This is a genomic window from Butyrivibrio sp. AC2005 (genome assembly GCF_000424145.1).
GTDB lineage: Bacteria > Bacillota > Clostridia > Lachnospirales > Lachnospiraceae > Butyrivibrio.
Window position 1 is genome coordinate 1 of record NZ_AUJI01000047.1, and the last position, 14,616, is coordinate 14,616.

Annotated in this window: 23 protein-coding genes and 6 pseudogenes; all 29 read right to left on the bottom strand. The window is 40.0% G+C overall.

Annotated elements, in window-relative coordinates:
* Nucleotides 1-203, bottom strand: a pseudogene (locus G602_RS31225) (IS5/IS1182 family transposase); the annotation flags it as partial.
* A 116-nt stretch (nt 204-319) separates the two neighbouring features.
* Nucleotides 320-1,507, bottom strand: a complete 1,188-nt coding sequence (locus tag G602_RS0113580; protein WP_026659516.1) for a macro domain-containing protein — start codon at nt 1,505-1,507, stop codon at nt 320-322.
* A 288-nt stretch (nt 1,508-1,795) separates the two neighbouring features.
* The gene (locus tag G602_RS0113590; protein WP_207638175.1) at nt 1,796-2,206 is read right to left on the bottom strand and encodes a DNA-directed RNA polymerase subunit alpha C-terminal domain-containing protein; all 411 of its coding nucleotides are present in this window, start codon (nt 2,204-2,206) and stop codon (nt 1,796-1,798) included.
* Nucleotides 2,166-2,645 (bottom strand): Lrp/AsnC family transcriptional regulator, encoded by a 480-nt coding sequence (locus tag G602_RS29030; protein WP_049945228.1) that lies wholly within the window; start codon nt 2,643-2,645, stop codon nt 2,166-2,168. The genes G602_RS0113590 and G602_RS29030 overlap by 41 nt, the downstream gene beginning before the upstream one ends.
* A 118-nt stretch (nt 2,646-2,763) precedes the next feature.
* Nucleotides 2,764-3,291 carry an NUDIX domain-containing protein gene (locus G602_RS0113600; RefSeq protein WP_026659519.1) on the bottom strand — a complete coding sequence of 176 codons (528 nt, stop codon included), beginning with the start codon at nt 3,289-3,291 and terminating at the stop codon, nt 2,764-2,766.
* Between the two features lie 3 nt (nt 3,292-3,294).
* A complete protein-coding gene (locus tag G602_RS0113605; RefSeq protein WP_026659520.1) occupies nt 3,295-3,828 on the bottom strand; it encodes a nitroreductase family protein in 534 nt (177 codons plus the stop codon).
* 13 nt (nt 3,829-3,841) lie between these two features.
* Nucleotides 3,842-4,429 (bottom strand): class I SAM-dependent methyltransferase, encoded by a 588-nt coding sequence (locus tag G602_RS32080; RefSeq protein ID WP_026659522.1) that lies wholly within the window; start codon nt 4,427-4,429, stop codon nt 3,842-3,844.
* Nucleotides 4,427-4,822 (bottom strand): annotated as a pseudogene (locus G602_RS32085) ((deoxy)nucleoside triphosphate pyrophosphohydrolase); the annotation flags it as partial. The pseudogene G602_RS32085 and the gene G602_RS32080, both read right to left, overlap by 3 nt.
* A gap of 2 nt (nt 4,823-4,824) precedes the next feature.
* Nucleotides 4,825-5,295 carry a DUF3427 domain-containing protein gene (locus G602_RS0113620; protein WP_026659523.1) on the bottom strand — a complete coding sequence of 157 codons (471 nt, stop codon included), beginning with the start codon at nt 5,293-5,295 and terminating at the stop codon, nt 4,825-4,827.
* A gap of 133 nt (nt 5,296-5,428) precedes the next feature.
* Complete coding sequence (locus G602_RS0113630) at nt 5,429-5,779, bottom strand: HNH endonuclease domain-containing protein (protein WP_026659524.1); 351 nt, start codon at nt 5,777-5,779, stop codon at nt 5,429-5,431.
* Between the two features lie 142 nt (nt 5,780-5,921).
* A complete protein-coding gene (locus G602_RS0113635; RefSeq protein ID WP_044932127.1) occupies nt 5,922-6,158 on the bottom strand; it encodes a CopG family antitoxin in 237 nt (78 codons plus the stop codon).
* The gene (locus G602_RS0113640) at nt 6,155-6,451 is read right to left on the bottom strand and encodes a BrnT family toxin (RefSeq protein WP_026659525.1); all 297 of its coding nucleotides are present in this window, start codon (nt 6,449-6,451) and stop codon (nt 6,155-6,157) included. Before G602_RS0113640 ends, G602_RS0113635 begins: the two co-directional genes overlap by 4 nt.
* Nucleotides 6,452-6,722: 271 nt before the next feature.
* Nucleotides 6,723-7,853 carry an AAA family ATPase gene (locus G602_RS0113645; protein WP_026659526.1) on the bottom strand — a complete coding sequence of 377 codons (1,131 nt, stop codon included), beginning with the start codon at nt 7,851-7,853 and terminating at the stop codon, nt 6,723-6,725.
* A 251-nt stretch (nt 7,854-8,104) separates the two neighbouring features.
* Nucleotides 8,105-8,473, bottom strand: coding sequence for a hypothetical protein (locus G602_RS0113655; RefSeq protein ID WP_026659527.1), 369 nt, complete (start codon nt 8,471-8,473; stop codon nt 8,105-8,107).
* Between the two features lie 14 nt (nt 8,474-8,487).
* Nucleotides 8,488-8,727: a hypothetical protein gene (locus G602_RS0113660; RefSeq protein WP_026509152.1), complete on the bottom strand. Its 240-nt coding sequence runs from the start codon at nt 8,725-8,727 to the stop codon at nt 8,488-8,490.
* A gap of 112 nt (nt 8,728-8,839) precedes the next feature.
* A pseudogene (locus G602_RS30500) lies at nt 8,840-8,923 on the bottom strand (Maff2 family mobile element protein); the annotation flags it as partial.
* Nucleotides 8,913-9,014, bottom strand: a pseudogene (locus G602_RS32090) (DUF523 domain-containing protein); the annotation flags it as partial. The pseudogenes G602_RS32090 and G602_RS30500, both read right to left, overlap by 11 nt.
* 15 nt (nt 9,015-9,029) lie before the next feature.
* On the bottom strand, nt 9,030-9,833 hold the full coding sequence (locus tag G602_RS0113670) for an alpha/beta fold hydrolase (protein ID WP_026659529.1): 804 nt from the start codon (nt 9,831-9,833) through the stop codon (nt 9,030-9,032).
* Nucleotides 9,834-9,862: 29 nt separating this feature from the next.
* Nucleotides 9,863-10,114 carry a hypothetical protein gene (locus G602_RS0113675; protein WP_026659530.1) on the bottom strand — a complete coding sequence of 84 codons (252 nt, stop codon included), beginning with the start codon at nt 10,112-10,114 and terminating at the stop codon, nt 9,863-9,865.
* Between the two features lie 148 nt (nt 10,115-10,262).
* The gene (locus G602_RS0113680; RefSeq protein WP_026659553.1) at nt 10,263-10,706 is read right to left on the bottom strand and encodes a hypothetical protein; all 444 of its coding nucleotides are present in this window, start codon (nt 10,704-10,706) and stop codon (nt 10,263-10,265) included.
* A gap of 19 nt (nt 10,707-10,725) precedes the next feature.
* Nucleotides 10,726-10,974: pseudogene (locus G602_RS26650) on the bottom strand (YrhA family protein); the annotation flags it as partial.
* Between the two features lie 167 nt (nt 10,975-11,141).
* Nucleotides 11,142-11,618: a hypothetical protein gene (locus G602_RS0113695; RefSeq protein WP_026659531.1), complete on the bottom strand. Its 477-nt coding sequence runs from the start codon at nt 11,616-11,618 to the stop codon at nt 11,142-11,144.
* Nucleotides 11,615-12,181, bottom strand: coding sequence for an NUDIX hydrolase (locus tag G602_RS0113700; protein ID WP_026659532.1), 567 nt, complete (start codon nt 12,179-12,181; stop codon nt 11,615-11,617). The genes G602_RS0113695 and G602_RS0113700 overlap by 4 nt, the downstream gene beginning before the upstream one ends.
* Complete coding sequence (locus G602_RS0113705; protein ID WP_026659533.1) at nt 12,168-12,539, bottom strand: hypothetical protein; 372 nt, start codon at nt 12,537-12,539, stop codon at nt 12,168-12,170. Before G602_RS0113705 ends, G602_RS0113700 begins: the two co-directional genes overlap by 14 nt.
* 420 nt (nt 12,540-12,959) lie before the next feature.
* Nucleotides 12,960-13,124: pseudogene (locus G602_RS32095) on the bottom strand (HD domain-containing protein); the annotation flags it as partial.
* 3 nt (nt 13,125-13,127) lie between these two features.
* Nucleotides 13,128-13,469 carry an arsenate reductase family protein gene (locus tag G602_RS0113720; protein ID WP_026659535.1) on the bottom strand — a complete coding sequence of 114 codons (342 nt, stop codon included), beginning with the start codon at nt 13,467-13,469 and terminating at the stop codon, nt 13,128-13,130.
* A gap of 3 nt (nt 13,470-13,472) precedes the next feature.
* Entirely contained in the window at nt 13,473-13,613 is a 141-nt protein-coding gene (locus tag G602_RS30510) for a hypothetical protein (RefSeq protein ID WP_155829894.1), read from the bottom strand.
* Nucleotides 13,614-14,068: 455 nt separating this feature from the next.
* Nucleotides 14,069-14,380 (bottom strand): YbjQ family protein, encoded by a 312-nt coding sequence (locus G602_RS0113735; RefSeq protein WP_026659538.1) that lies wholly within the window; start codon nt 14,378-14,380, stop codon nt 14,069-14,071.
* A gap of 14 nt (nt 14,381-14,394) precedes the next feature.
* A partial coding sequence (locus G602_RS26660) for a GlsB/YeaQ/YmgE family stress response membrane protein (RefSeq protein WP_196808679.1) occupies nt 14,395-14,616 on the bottom strand: 222 nt, incomplete at its 5' end.

Below are 14,616 nucleotides of genomic sequence, written 5' to 3' on the forward strand. Positions count from 1 at the left end.
ATATGACGGGGCGTTGCCTGGCCTTTTCTGATTCTTTCATATGTTGCATAAAGATCAGAAAGGTCCATCTCCTCCACGAATGCGCTTACCAGGCGTACCGGATCGTCATCTGCTACTGATAGGTCTATGTCGAGCGGAAGTTTTATTTGATGATTTAAGGAAGAAAGGCTATAATTTCCTTGTAAGATTTTATTTAGTAGCATAAATATATTTTACAGCAAAGACCAGGCTTTTCGAAGCCTGGTCTTTGTGTTAATCAAGACTTTTAGCACTAAAAAGGGGCCTCGCACTAATTCTTAGTGCGACAGCCCCATCCTTATCATCCCTTTGACAGCGGATCCAGTCCGTAATCAAAGAGCGCTACATCTATTTTCATAACGCTGTAGTCCTTATGAACAATGAAATACTTGACCACAACATCTGTCTGTGAGATTGGTGATAACGCATATCCCGCGAGTCTTAAGAAATCCACCGTCTCATCCAGGTTTAATCTTAGCCCCACAGCCAGAGAAAGAACCTTCTCCTTGGAAGGCTTAACCTGACCTTTCAGGAGCTTTGAAAAATACTGCTTGGAAATATTGGCAGCCGTATAAATCTCGGAATTCTTCAGCCCCTTCTTGTTAATCAGCTGCTGCAGATGCTTCTCAAAGGTATCCGTATACATCTCCTTAAGTGCATCATCAAGGGACTGAGACTCTTTAGCAGCACCAAACATCATCTCAGCATGGCACTCATCATACGCAGCCGCCATGGGAGCTGATTCTTTAGCTTTGTACTTCCTGCCAATAGGAATAACATCTATAGCATCGGTTTCTTCTTCATCTTCCCAGTCCGCGAAATATCCATCATCCTCATCACATACCTCGGAAGCATCAGCCTTGCTCTCTTCCTTATCAGAAAAAGCTGATATCCTCTGCAGATATACCATCTGGTCTTCCGGAATACCATCGTGACTATATTCATCCTCCAGAGCTCCACTCACATACTCATTATCAATAAAGCTCTTAACATCATCAAAGAGTTTACCGGACACATGATAAGCATACTCCCTGAAAACAACCAGCGTTATCTCCATCTCATGATCTTTGAGAAAGGCGGTGAACGCATCGATTGCTATCTGAATTCCCAGCTCTTTAGGAAATCCATAAGTCCCAGTCGCAAGAAGTGGAAAAGCTATAGACTTACATCCATTCTCAGCTGCCAGTTCCAGTGACTTATCATAACACTGTCTAAGAAGCCGCTCTTCGCCGTAATCTCCGCCTTCCCAACAAGGACCACTAACATGAATAATATACTTCGCATCAAGGCCAAAGGCCGGTGTAATACCCACTTCTCCTGGTTCAAGAACGCCTATCTCCCTGCGAGCGGCATAAAGCTTTTCCTCACCAGCAGCTTTATAAATGGCAGCATCGATACCATCACCTATGGCAACTTCAAGATTTGCCGTATTAACAATAGCATCTGCCTTAACTTTTGTTATGTCATTTCTAATAATCGAAAACGGCATCGTTCTATCCTCTCAATCTCACTCACATCAACCTATCATTACGGAAATTCCTGCTCATAAGGAATACTTGGAAAATCCTTGGTCAGTTCATTTTTAAATAGCATCATGTGTAATATCAACGATAAAATTACAGTCATCTTAAAGTAGCCATACCAAAACCACCAATTCAAACCAAAGCGATCAAAGACAGCCTTCATAAAAGAATGTATTGCATATACCAAAATCGCCACCTCCAAAATGTCATACTATAAGTTTACATTTTAGATTATACACTCTTATATGTCCTTTTTATCGTACACCACTTCCGTATACGACCAAATCGTCCCTCCTTTTCTTGGCATTCAACATCATAGTTTCTTTGATATAGCCTTCTCTTTTTTCCTGTGGCAGCATATTGTATTGGTAAACAAACAATTTTTCCATTATCTCTCTGCAGCTTTTTGATCCACAATTTCTGATTTTGCTAAGCTCAACTCCTCCGGCAATAGCTTCTGCAAGATCACCTATACGTGAATATCCTGCTCTTTGCAACGAATGATACGATCTTACACTTAAATCCAATGCTTCGATTGGTGTATCACTCATACTCTGATTCATATGCAGATTATAGTAAAACTTACCTCCACGTTTTTCATGAACTCTATAGCCTGCAACAGCTTCAATTATCTCTGTCATAGTCCGCCCCTGATCCTGGCTCATATTTGATTCCTCCATACACGTCCTTGATGATCTTCTGGACCTGACGGACATGGAGCTCTTTAATATCATCTCCGCAGTCCTTGTCGATCATCTTAGCCAAATACTTGAGATCTTTGGGTGAATCAGATACAGCTACCATATGGATATGATTTTCTTTGTGAGTAGTAAAAATCTGGCGCACATATGCTGTCCGCGTAGCTACATAATTCAAAACTCTTTCAAAGGCACCATCTGCAGTAATGATATCGAACAGCATGGTTATCTCATCATCTCTCTTGATATAAGTATTATAACCGCGGATAATTCCTGCCTTTTCGAGCTTATCAACCCTTTTCTTAGCAGCCACACGGGAAATTCCCAGCAAATTACCAATCTCCTGATAACTCATGCGAGCATTACCCTTGATCATATCTAAAATCTTCTTATCTGTTTCATCCATAATCTCTGCTCCTATCAGTGTCGACTCTGATTAAGCTGATTATATTAAGCTCAAAAACAATACGCAACAGAAAAGGTTACGAAACGCAACCACATGGTTTCATTCCGTAACCCATTTCTTACAGTCTTGCCTCTATATCCCTGATTCCTTTACCCATTTCTTCATCATTATGATCCATAATATGACCATAGAACTCGCTAAAAGGCATAACCTTGACATCGTTTACTTCGTAACGGTCAAAATCAAAGCCGCTTTCTGGAACATCAACTCGCAGCATGAAAATTGATGCCAAAAGTCCCGTTCCGTCATCCCAGTCCTTGATATATTCAAAGGCCAGTTCCAGATTGTCAGGTGATACTTTTATCCCAAGCTCTTCTGCCAATTCTCTGACAGCAGCCTCCTTTGGAGTTTCATCAGATCTTACTCCACCACCCGTCATATCCCATTTGCCTGGATAATATCTTGCCCTTAAAGATCTCTGTTGAACAACATACTTGCCTTCGCCTTTCCCCGGAGCAGGACTGTCGCTCGTCTTCATGATGATAAGAACGTGCTTTATATAGTCTCCGGGCTGTTTCTTTTCATGCTTTTCTATGATTTTCCCGGTGGGCCTACCTTCTCTTGTAAAAATCTCAATATATTCCATATATCATTCCAAAATCGTGATCTGAGCATCTGCGTTATAAGTATGAGGCTCCTTAGTAACAGCCTTATGACCTACAGCAATTGCTATCTCAAACTCATAACCTTCTAGTATAGCAAGCTTCTCTGAAAAATACTTGCCCTTCTCACCATGGAGAGCATCATAAATACATCCGATGATCAGATTTCCAAGTCCCATTTCTTCGGATAAAAGTGCAATGTTTTCAACAGCGATACCTGCATCAACCTTGCTCCATTTGTATCCGCTCTCTGCGCTAATGACAATAATAACCGGTGCCTCATAATAGAAATTGTGCTCTGCATGCTCAATATTACGAAGGGCATTCTTCTCATTCTCAATCTCAGCAAGGATCGGATTATCACCCTTAACAACCGTAAAATGCAGCTCCTGCTTATTTGCACCAGTCGGAGCCTGCAGTCCTGCTGTAAGAAGTGCATCAAGCTCTTCCTTTGAAATCTGATCCTGTGTATAGCCACGTGTTGAGCTTCTCTTTGCTATTGTCTCTTTTACTGTACTCATGAACTTCTCCTCCTTAAACCTTTTTTCCTATTGCATTGACCCACATCTCATCTTCCCTACCGGGTCTGTTATCAGTACCAACCTCATTATAAATAATCTCAAATCCTGCATTCTCAAACAACGGAACTATACTTTTCTCATCAAAATCGCTAAATCTGCGATCTCCACGCATCTTAGTGCCATCGCCATATTTGAAAGAAGCATATATAACACCGCCACTCTTAAGGGAAGTATTCAGCTTCTTCATTGTCTCCGGCAGCTGCTCCACCGGCACATGAAGAAGTGATGCGCAGGCCCAGACTCCATCGAACTCATTATGAAAATCGATATCCTCAAACCTCATATCCAGAACTTCCTGCCCCAGATATTCAGAGGCTCTCTTCCTCATTTCCCCTGATGCATCAAAAGCTGTTACAGAAAAGTCTGCATCCAGAAATGCCTTACTGTCTCGTCCACTTCCACAGCCTGCATCCAAAATATGGCCATGCTCAGGAAGGAGTGCGATGAACCTGTCCCTCTCATATGACATATCTGCGTTAACACTTCCAGCAAAGAACGAATCAGCATTCATATCGTAATACTCAACATTCTTATCAACCATAGCCTCAGCAATCTTAGGAAGTAACGCCAGATCTGCAGGAAGCCAGTCCACACTACTAAGATCATTAACCTCAAGCCACTTCGCTGCTTCATGCTCCAAAAGCTGTAGTTTGCCTTCTGCAACAGTTGCCCAATAACAGTTCATATGTAGGTGAAAAGTCTCATAGTCATAATCAATAACATCTATCAGATCATGAACCTCAATCTCCGCACCAAGCTCTTCTCTAATCTCCCTTACGAGTGCTTCTTCAGGCGTTTCCCCTTCTTCAATCTTTCCTCCGGGAAATTCCCAGCCATCCTTATAATCACCATAACCACGCTGGGTTGCGAATATCTTAGTTTTTCTCTTGTAATCATCGCAGATTATTGCTGCGACTACGTTAACAGTTTTCATAATCATCCTACTTCCAGTTTGCTTGTCTTCTTAATGTATTTAGCTGGTATCGGATTATCCAAATGCCATGTTATATTCATAGGCCTGCTGCCGTAATGGCTCACATATTTTGCAGTCCCCAGATACGTGTATGGCGCAGCACCTGCCAAATCCTTCTTAAACACTCTTACAAATAACAGGATCTTACTTCCCTCATGAACATGGTTAATATATCTCTGACCGGTCGGTGAAGTATCTGAAGTTGTACTCTGACTCTGCCAATGGAAAAACTCCTCATTGATAGAATAATCATTGTACATTGTCGTAGGTGAATAATCCTTATCTGCTTTATTAAGCGTTACAAAGAACACGTCCACCATCTTATCTTCAAGACACTTCACACCTTCTCTTACAGTCTGTGGTTTCTTGAAATCCATTGCCACAAGGATCTGATCTCTGGTATATGTACAGTATAATTCAAGCTTCAGCTCCATCAATCTTCTCAACTCGCTTTAAATCATCTGAAGAGCCTGTAAGCTCTGACTGTATCTGTTTATTTATGACCTGTTCATATAATCCTGGTTCCAACATATATATATTCCTCACGTCAGTTTTCTGACATTTACATTAAACACTCATTTTCTTGGGCGTCCAAATTTCGTTATAACCATTTTTCTGTGCCCATGTATAAATCATTTTTATGCGCCTTGCTGAATCCTTGTTACTCTGATCCCTCTCAATCATGATCTCGTTCCGCTCAGATATCTTAGCAAGGAAATCAACCTGCGCAAGCTTATCTCTTTTCTTGTTATTACACTCAGGACAAGCCAGAACAAAGTTCCATATCTGATCATCTTTTATAAACGACCATGGAATAAAATGATCCACCTCTACGCTATGTTTCGTGACAGGCTTACAAAAGAAAATGGACTCGGCGGCTTGGGAAGTGTTTTTGTTTTTCCCTATCGCTTTGTCCATTGTAAATATAACACAGTAATTTTGATAAAAAAACCTATAACCTTCCCACTTTTTCCCGATTTCGTACCAGTTTTTCCCGAAAATTTCCCGAAAGAGAAAACACAGACCTAAAATATGGGGAATAATGCGAACTTATGCATCATCATTTCCAAGTCATTTTTAACTTCTTTTTTGAGGTTGCACAATCGACCAGATAAAGGTTTATAAGCGTCTGATAAGGTATACCGGAATCTGCTGACTGACTTTTAAAGTACTCAAGGGCATCAGCATCAACATTCATTGTTATCTTCTTGTGTAGCTTCTTAGCATAGGGATTCTTAACAGCTTTACTGAAGTCAAATTCCTGTTCCAAAAATTCATCATCGTTAAGTCTTTTCATGATCTTCTGCTCCTTTCATAGCCTTTCTTCTCGTTTGGTGTAGCCTTACGTGAAGATATAATCCTGATTATTGTGTCATTCTCTCTGGTACAGTGAGCAACCAGTAAAACATTTCCCTTCTTACTTAATCCAAGAATACGGAAGCGATCCTCTGTACCGGAGTTTTTCTTATCATATTCCAACAGTGCAAATTCATCATAAAACACCGTCTTGGCTTCTTCAAAAGAAACTCCATGTTTTTCCTGATTAATTATGTTTTTGTTTTCATCCCACTCAAATCGTATTGTATCCATACATATATTATACATATCATAGCCATACTTATCAACCATTTCCACGTTTAAAAATTCGCAACTTTTATATTCCGAGATATCGTTGTCCGACGGCACATTGTGGGAGGCGGTAACGGCTGATTGTTTTCGGCAGTTTCCACTCCCTGACCGTGCGGCATAATCCCTGACCGCAGGGTATTAGCAGGAACACCGCACACTGTCGTAGCTTTATTTCAGGGAATATCCCGGATGCCTTGTACTTGCTTAGTTTAAGTTCCATCACGCATCCCCCTTAAACATAAGCTGATATACTATTTTTAAGCTGCATAAACGCTTCATATGCAGGTGTTGTTCCCTCGAGAAGTCCACTTTGGTATGCATCGCTTCTCTTGATATCATTTCTATTAAGTTTTTCCGTCAGACTCTGTAATTCTATTCCATCCTTATTTCTTGTAATGTAAATACTATCATTTCTATCATATTCATCAAGAAGTTCAGGATAATGCGTAGAGAATATCAGGACCGCACCGTGCTTATTGAGCTTTCCATCCATAAAAAATCTCATAAGCGTAGCTACTATTTCCTTATTAAAATGGTTTTCAATCTCGTCTACGACCATGTATCCGCCTTGCCTTAATACTTCCATTGCTTTTGTAAAGACAATTATTCCCTTAATAGTTCCAGATGAAAGATAATTCTCAAGTTCTCTGGAATTATTGAGCAATATCTCATTCTGATTTTTAAATCTCAAATGAATCAGTTCTTTTCCATTTTGAGCTTCAAACGACAACTGCTCTACAGTTGGATCCAGAAATGCAATCACCGGAACAGGAATTGTTTCAGATGCAGGCAACACATTCACATTTGTAAATGAAAGCATATCTTCTATAAACATCTGATCCTTATTCTTCTTATTTAAAGCAATGATGATACTCACATCATCAGAAAGGAATTCCTCATCATCATGCCTTGTGGCAATCACCATGGAATCATCAAATTCTTGCATTGCTTTTCTTGTTTTGATAAGTTCAACCTGCTTCTTCCACAGTTTCTCATCAGTTATAATATATCTTCCATCCTTACAACTTATTGATGTCGTCAGTTTATATAAGCATTTCTGAGAGTAAAAACATATTGTAATCACTGCATCACACGTCTTTCCCAGAATGTCCTTAACCTCAATATGATTAATGGGCTCATTGTTTACAATACCAAGCGCTAAAAGAATCAGCTTCAAAACAGATGTCTTACCTGATGCATTAATTCCTATAATAGCCTCAGTAGGATTAAGGTAAACATTGCTAAATAAGTTATGCAAAACCATCTTATCGTCTTCAGTTACTCTCTGGGTAGCTGTAAAGCCTATTTCTATCCCGTTTTTTAATAAAGGAAGACCTTCTGCTTTTATGCCTATTATTTTCATAGCCAATCACTCCCGAAATTTATTCTCGTTTTTTACGTTAATAATTTCTTTATAGCTATATTATATTGGTCATCAAGGAAATTATCAACATGAATCTCGTTAATAATTTCAATGAGTTGCATTTTACTTATACCTCTAAACCAGTCCTCTATCGCCTCAATTATGCTGTCCACTTGTTACGTCCTACTTTTTTGCATTAAAAAAGGACCATCCTTTGTTGAATGGTCCTGCACTACATCAATATTAAGTTGTTATAAATCCGACAGCTTTATCCTGTCATATGCACCATTTTTTGCATCTTCAGGATGTGGTTCCAAACCGATTATTGTTATCTCCTGCTGATCTGGTCCATATACCCAGTACATGCGACGCGCCCCGCTCTTTTTATTCTCAAGATATGACTGCCAGACTTTCATACCATATCGTCTGGACAATTCAGTTATTTCATGAGATTTTAAGCTCGGGTACATCGGATCAAGGGATAACTTCTTCAAAGCATTACCCCATTTTTTATAAAGCTCCTCGTCTTTTTTACTGATAGTACCATCTCGGTACTGAGTCTGAAGAGAATTCCATAATTCCTCCATTTCAGGAATTCCCATCCTAATCGCATATCCCATCCAGGCAATTCCCCCTAAAAATCAGACAGATCAATAGCGGGTGAAACATCTCCCATCTTGAAATTCTCTATTGCTCTATCCATATCTTTTAAAGTATTTGCCGAGATGCCATCAGGAACAGTTAGTTCACGCGGTTCAAGCATTATGCAACCATTTTCGTATTCTTTTACATTATAGTATTGATACAATGCACCTCTGAGGGTGATTCTCTTTTTGCTGTCAATGTGTACCGTATAATCTTTGATAGCTTCCATAAGGTCCACCTCCATATATGATAGGTGGGATATCCCACCTATCATTATAATACTACCTGCGCGTCCTTATGTCAATGAGACATGCTTCTTCCGATTCCTCCCCTCCGGCAGATCAAAAAAGGTTTGCAAGAAGAGGAACAAGTGTGGTTCCGATGAGGGCAACTCCACCTCCGGCCATGAGCTGCTTCATGCCCCTCAAGAAACGAAGCCACTTTATCACAATAATTGTTGCCGCCATTATACTTGCAGTTCTGTCCAAGCAAACAGGCACTGACCATAATCTTCATAAACTGACTCCTGTCTCAATTTTTTAAATAATCCATAACCCTGCCATTAAAATCCTTGGCCTGTTCATATACTCCATGACTGTAACCTTCATACATGTACAGCGTACTGTCATTTATCCTGTCATACATTTCAACTGATGCTTCACCTCCAAGAACAAGATCACTATCTGCCCCTATAATCAAAGTTGGGCAGCTTATCTCTGAGAGTCTGTCATAAACATCATGTTCCATACACGATCTGCATAGAATCTTAAACCTCGAATAGTCCTTTGGCTTCATTCTTGCCAAAAGAGAATTCATTTTAATCCCACGTTCAAGATACTTCCCGGTATATGAACGCTTTGCTGTATCAAGCATTATTCCGGCATAATCATCATTATCTGCCATATTTATCCAGGATTCGAGTGCCTCCTTCATCAGTTCATTTGGCCTTGATGCAGTAACTGCAAGGACAAGCTTTTTTACCTTGTCAGGATGTCTTATAGCAAGCTGCTGGGATATCATACCGCCCTGCGACACTCCGAAAACACTGGCAGTTTTAATGCCAATCATGTCCATGATCTTATCTATATCATCAGCCATATCAGCAGTTGAAAATTCATCCGGAAGGTTATTCCTTCTGCTAAACACATAGACCTTAAACTCCTTGGCAAATCCTGAATACACAAAAGCAAATGGCACTGCGATTCCTCTTGCTGTTTTGAATCCGTCTCCTACCCCTGGGAGCATGATAAGGTTCTTATCACCGGTTCCAAAGCTTATATAATCACAGTCTGTTCCATCAAATTTTATATTTTCATTCTTTGCATTGTAGAACATGGCCTTCTTCCTCGTTTGAATCCATATTATTATGCTTCTTCATGTCTAAATTTACCCGGGCTACTATGCTCGACTATTTTGTCTTTTACTATTTTCCACAACTCTAGCTGGATGTGGGATAATTGTTCGTTTAATGCTTTTCTTTGTTCCGGATCCTCACTATTTATGAAAAAATCAGTAAGTCCTCCCCTTCCAGGATATAGCCTTTCATACAAAGTCAGAATACAGTCCTCTTTATCCTCATCCGAATAATCAGCTTCAAGAACAGCTATTCCATCCACCAGTCTACCATTCCTTCCGCCTCTATCCTTAATTTATAAAAATCTCGAAGCCATTACGGTTACTCATACAGAAGCTGTCTCGCTCTACGCTTATTACCGTCTTTTTGTCAAAAATGTTTTCTCCCTTTAGTGCCCTAAGTTTTCATGGTCAAGGAGCAACTGAAGTATCATCTATCCGATATATCATATCGCCTCTATTCCAAATACTCATAATTCCAAAAAGCGGATCATTTTCTCCTTGCCATATCCACCCCTGATATGTTGTATCATAACCACAATAGCCCTCTGTAACAATCTCAAACTCTGCGCCAGGATATAGCTTTTTAAACTCCTCTAACGACATTGCTTTTCCTGAAAATGACTTCTCGCCATCATACCCATATGGAGTGTTAAACGCAAGAATACTACACTCTTCCATATCAGTCTTAGTAAAATCGATTACTCCGGAAAACCATTTTTCTTCGTCGTCTGTATATTGAAATACTCGATCTACCCTAAAAGATAATGTGTCTTTGACAGTCTCAATCTGTATTATCCTGCTATCATGTAAACTAAATGGGATATTGCTTTTTCTATTCCTTATATAGTCCATTTTCTCATTCCCTCGACAGCTACCAGCTCATGTCGCTCTCACCAATAATTGTGTAATTATCGCCCTCGTCTGCGATATCCATTCTATAACCTTCGTTATTCTCTATAAATCCAGAGATTTCCTGCTCCGGATCATCCTCAAGGAACTCCTCGTCTATTCCATATATTATGCAGCCATTATATTCAATTCCATTAACTACTTTCAGAAAAGCAAAGTATTCATCAGGAATAGCCACTTCCAGGCGTTCCTTCGCCTCAGCTTTAAACTCCTTTAGTTCTGAAGCTTTTGCCGGACCATTAGTTCCTTCATCAAACTCTTTTCTTTCCTTCTATTACCGCATCCAGCCACAAGACATAATGCAAGCACAAATAATACTACTCGTCTTTTCATGTTTCCCTCATTACTCACTGTTCAAAACAAGCTATAGACTAAAGTTTAATCACATCTGCTAAGAGAAGCGCCGCCACTGTACTTCTCTGAAAACTCATCCTCGTTCCATGTCTCATAATATTCCAGGATACCCGCATCTTCTTCAGAAGACTGATACGTGTACTGTACTCCGTTATCAGACTCTGCCTTAATCTTGTATCCTCCAGTCTCCAGTTCCTCGAATAGCGAAATACTATCAAAATGATCCGGAACAAAATCATTATTTTCCATATGACCATAAATTATCTCTGCATCACCAAACTGTACATAGTATTCAGGCTGCATATCCCCATCAGTCTCATAGCCTATGGATGCTGTCTGCCAGGTTCCTGATACCACAGGATCACTCACTTTTGATGCCAAAAAAATAGATGTTGGACCGTCAGCTCCACCGATTATCGCTGCATCTTCTTTTTTCGCACCACATCCTACTGTTCCTATTACCATTATCAGCACAAGCGCTGTCACTACTATTTTCTTCATCTTAGTCTCTCTTCTTTTTCCTTAAGATACTTCATTACTGTCTCAAGCCCTTCCATCGGAACACAAAACGTGCCATCCCTGTGTATGCATCCCTCATGGACTTTATCGATATCAAACCACCTGACTTCTTCCACTTCCTCTGTCTGAAGCTTCAGCTTGGAAATATCCACAGGCTTTTCATACACGTAAACAAAAGCAACTTCATTGTCCTTAAACATTTTTCCATGGAATTCCATCTCATACTTAATATGAAACTTCCCGGCAAAAGTAAGATCTCCGGCCAGAGTTTTTATTCCAAGCTCCTCAAACAGTTCTCTCTGTGCAGACTCAAGTGGCTCATCACCAGCCTGGATATGTCCTGCCGATGAAGTATCATACATCCCAGGAAAAGATTCCTTTTCGGCGCTTCTCTTCTGAAGAAGAACCTGATATTTATCCACTTCCTTTCTCACAATCCAAATATGTGCTGTCCTGTGAGGAATACCATTGTCATGTGCATCACTTCTACTTACAGTCTCCCCGGTCGGAAAGCCGTTATCGTCAGTTATATCAAATATCTCCATTTTTCACTGCCTCTTTTCTGTTCCTGATGGCAAAAACAGCTGTACCAACTCCCGCCAGCACAAGCACAAATATTCCATAGACCATCGCTATGAAAGCACCGACAATAGGTGTCTCAAAATCAGAACTAATAAAATAGTAGTAATAATATGTACTTAGTACCATTCCGGCAACGCATGATATCAGCAATAATAACGAAGACAGGAGATACTCCTTCATGCTTTTAGCCATAAAAACATTCATTATGACAAATGCCGCAATAACTATCATCCATATAGGATTAATATCAGCTATTCCGAGCATATCCCTAATCACAAACATTACAAGGGGAATTAGATTTAACCACTTCAAGAACTTCACTTTTTTCCTCCGCCAACAATTATTCTTTAACAAAATATATCTCTACCATTTTACACCATTGCTATCATTACAAAAACTTACTTTTACCTATTTAAGGCATGCATATCCCAGACTGCCTGGAACATGCACACCTATTGTAAATAGCATATTAAAGCTTCAGGTACTTCTTAAGGTTTTTCAGAGCTCCATCAAGCGAAAGGGAAACCATCTGCTGTGATACACCCTCAGCTTTAGCGATTTCTTTTTCAGAAAGGCCATGATAAAAATACAGCTGCGGATTTACTCCACAGCTGCCCTTTTTATTTTTATAGAAATCGCATGTAATACGAAGCTGATACATATTGCGGCGATAGCAATTCCCACACATGTATACAAAACCGGTCTCATGAGCGGCGAATACTCTTCAGGCGCATATATACCATTTACATATTCCTTAAGCAGATAAGCCATGATTGCCATATGCCAGGCGTGTTCCGCATCATTTTCATTTCTGCCTTTTCCTGACAAATGAGTCTGCCTGAATACATTCTTTTCTTTATCTATCTCCAAGGCAAACTCCATTTGCCTTTTCAGTCTGTCATCCATTCCTTATTCCCATTTCTTCCACACATTGGGCTGATATCCCAGTGTAGACTGCTTGCCATTTCTCACTACCGGCGTCTTTATTATCTGCTGATTCTCAAGCAGTTTTTCCAGCTTATCCTCATCGGCAATATACTGGATAAGTGCAACTGCATCTTTATCCTTTGCATCAGGATTTACCATATTCATGATACCGCCATTGGCACTTGCAACAGATGTAAGCTCTCCCTTGCTCATGCCCTTTTCCTTCATATCAATGAACTGATATTTTATGCCACGCTCCTTGAAAAAGCGCTCCGCTTTCTTTGTATCATTACACTTCCTGGTGCCGTAGACCTGTATGTTCATCCATTATTCCTCGTCAAAAAATGTTTCATGGTTGAATATATGAGTTGCCGCGACTCCCGAAGGAATCGCAGCCTGCTTCTCATAATTATTTCTTGAATAATCCACCTGCAAGATCCTTGATATCTCCAAGGTCAAGCTTACCATGCTGTCACCTTCCTATATTTTTATGTCCACTATAGATTATATCCCAGATGCAACCTTCATTATAGTCATACAATAGAAAAAAGCCGCCTATCAAAGGCAGCTGTTGTTTTAGGGAGGATGCTGTCTGGTTCTTCACCAGACAGCGGTTATGAAAAAGTGTTTTATCAATATTAACAAGAGTTTCTGTCCTCTTGATAGCTTTATGATACATTTGAAACCTTAACTCATCTTAAAATTCCTTTGAACATAATGTGAATAATATCCCCGTAACGTTCATATTCTGTTTACATGACTTTTTGTTTTGATTTAGGTTTGAAATGTATAGTAATAACAACAAGAGGAACAAACCTCTTGGCCCCCTCATAAGAATACTTTTCTTCATAGCACAAAGCCGGCAGTCATCACAACTACCGGCTTTCCCTCATTTCACCCAAATGATTATTTTTTATAGCCTCTCAAACAAACTTTACAGCTGTTCCATAGGCCATTATCTCAGCTGCACTCTGCATTACTGAAGATGATGAATATCTTACTCCAACAATCGCATCTGCACCAATAGCCTGCCCTTCCTTGATCATCCTGTCAGTGGCAAGTTCTCTTGCCTTACCCATCATCTCGGTATAACTTCCAAGCTCACCGCCCACCAGAGTTTTAAGTCCGGATCCGATATCCTTAAAAGCATTGACTGTCTGAATAGTACTTCCCTTTACAAGACCAAGCATTTCCAGATTCTTGCCGGATATTGTTTCTGTAGTAACCATTAACATACCTGCCACCTCCTTTAGAACAGCTTCCTTCCAAGCCAGATGCATATACATGCACCAACAGTTGATACAATCAGGCTTCCAATTAAGCCTGTAGCTGTAAATCCGATGAGTTTAAATACAAATCCGCCAACTACACCACCAAGAACTCCAAGAATGATGTTCTTAAATGTTCCGGATTTCTCATTCATGATATTGCTTCCAATGAAACCTGCAATTGCTCCAAGGATAAGTCCACC

Coding starts and splice junctions, on each gene's coding strand:
- G602_RS0113640 (WP_026659525.1), bottom strand. CDS start 6,451: ATGGATACAATACGATTTGAGTGGGATGAAAACAAAAACATAATTAAT.
- G602_RS0113600 (WP_026659519.1), bottom strand. CDS start 3,291: ATGGAATATATTGAGATTTTTACAAGAGAAGGTAGGCCCACCGGGAAA.
- G602_RS0113635 (WP_044932127.1), bottom strand. CDS start 6,158: ATGAAAAGACTTAACGATGATGAATTTTTGGAACAGGAATTTGACTTC.
- G602_RS30510 (WP_155829894.1), bottom strand. CDS start 13,613: ATGGTAAGCTTGACCTTGGAGATATCAAGGATCTTGCAGGTGGATTAT.
- G602_RS0113630 (WP_026659524.1), bottom strand. CDS start 5,779: ATGGACAAAGCGATAGGGAAAAACAAAAACACTTCCCAAGCCGCCGAG.
- G602_RS0113720 (WP_026659535.1), bottom strand. CDS start 13,469: ATGAACATACAGGTCTACGGCACCAGGAAGTGTAATGATACAAAGAAA.
- G602_RS32080 (WP_026659522.1), bottom strand. CDS start 4,429: ATGGTTGATAAGAATGTTGAGTATTACGATATGAATGCTGATTCGTTC.
- G602_RS0113660 (WP_026509152.1), bottom strand. CDS start 8,727: ATGGAAGCTATCAAAGATTATACGGTACACATTGACAGCAAAAAGAGA.
- G602_RS0113620 (WP_026659523.1), bottom strand. CDS start 5,295: ATGGAGCTGAAGCTTGAATTATACTGTACATATACCAGAGATCAGATC.
- G602_RS0113695 (WP_026659531.1), bottom strand. CDS start 11,618: ATGAAGAAAATAGTAGTGACAGCGCTTGTGCTGATAATGGTAATAGGA.
- G602_RS0113700 (WP_026659532.1), bottom strand. CDS start 12,181: ATGGAGATATTTGATATAACTGACGATAACGGCTTTCCGACCGGGGAG.
- G602_RS0113670 (WP_026659529.1), bottom strand. CDS start 9,833: ATGTTCTACAATGCAAAGAATGAAAATATAAAATTTGATGGAACAGAC.
- G602_RS0113735 (WP_026659538.1), bottom strand. CDS start 14,380: ATGTTAATGGTTACTACAGAAACAATATCCGGCAAGAATCTGGAAATG.
- G602_RS0113680 (WP_026659553.1), bottom strand. CDS start 10,706: ATGGACTATATAAGGAATAGAAAAAGCAATATCCCATTTAGTTTACAT.
- G602_RS29030 (WP_049945228.1), bottom strand. CDS start 2,645: ATGGATGAAACAGATAAGAAGATTTTAGATATGATCAAGGGTAATGCT.
- G602_RS0113605 (WP_026659520.1), bottom strand. CDS start 3,828: ATGAGTACAGTAAAAGAGACAATAGCAAAGAGAAGCTCAACACGTGGC.
- G602_RS0113590 (WP_207638175.1), bottom strand. CDS start 2,206: ATGAGCCAGGATCAGGGGCGGACTATGACAGAGATAATTGAAGCTGTT.
- G602_RS0113655 (WP_026659527.1), bottom strand. CDS start 8,473: ATGGGATATGCGATTAGGATGGGAATTCCTGAAATGGAGGAATTATGG.
- G602_RS0113645 (WP_026659526.1), bottom strand. CDS start 7,853: ATGAAAATAATAGGCATAAAAGCAGAAGGTCTTCCTTTATTAAAAAAC.
- G602_RS0113580 (WP_026659516.1), bottom strand. CDS start 1,507: ATGCCGTTTTCGATTATTAGAAATGACATAACAAAAGTTAAGGCAGAT.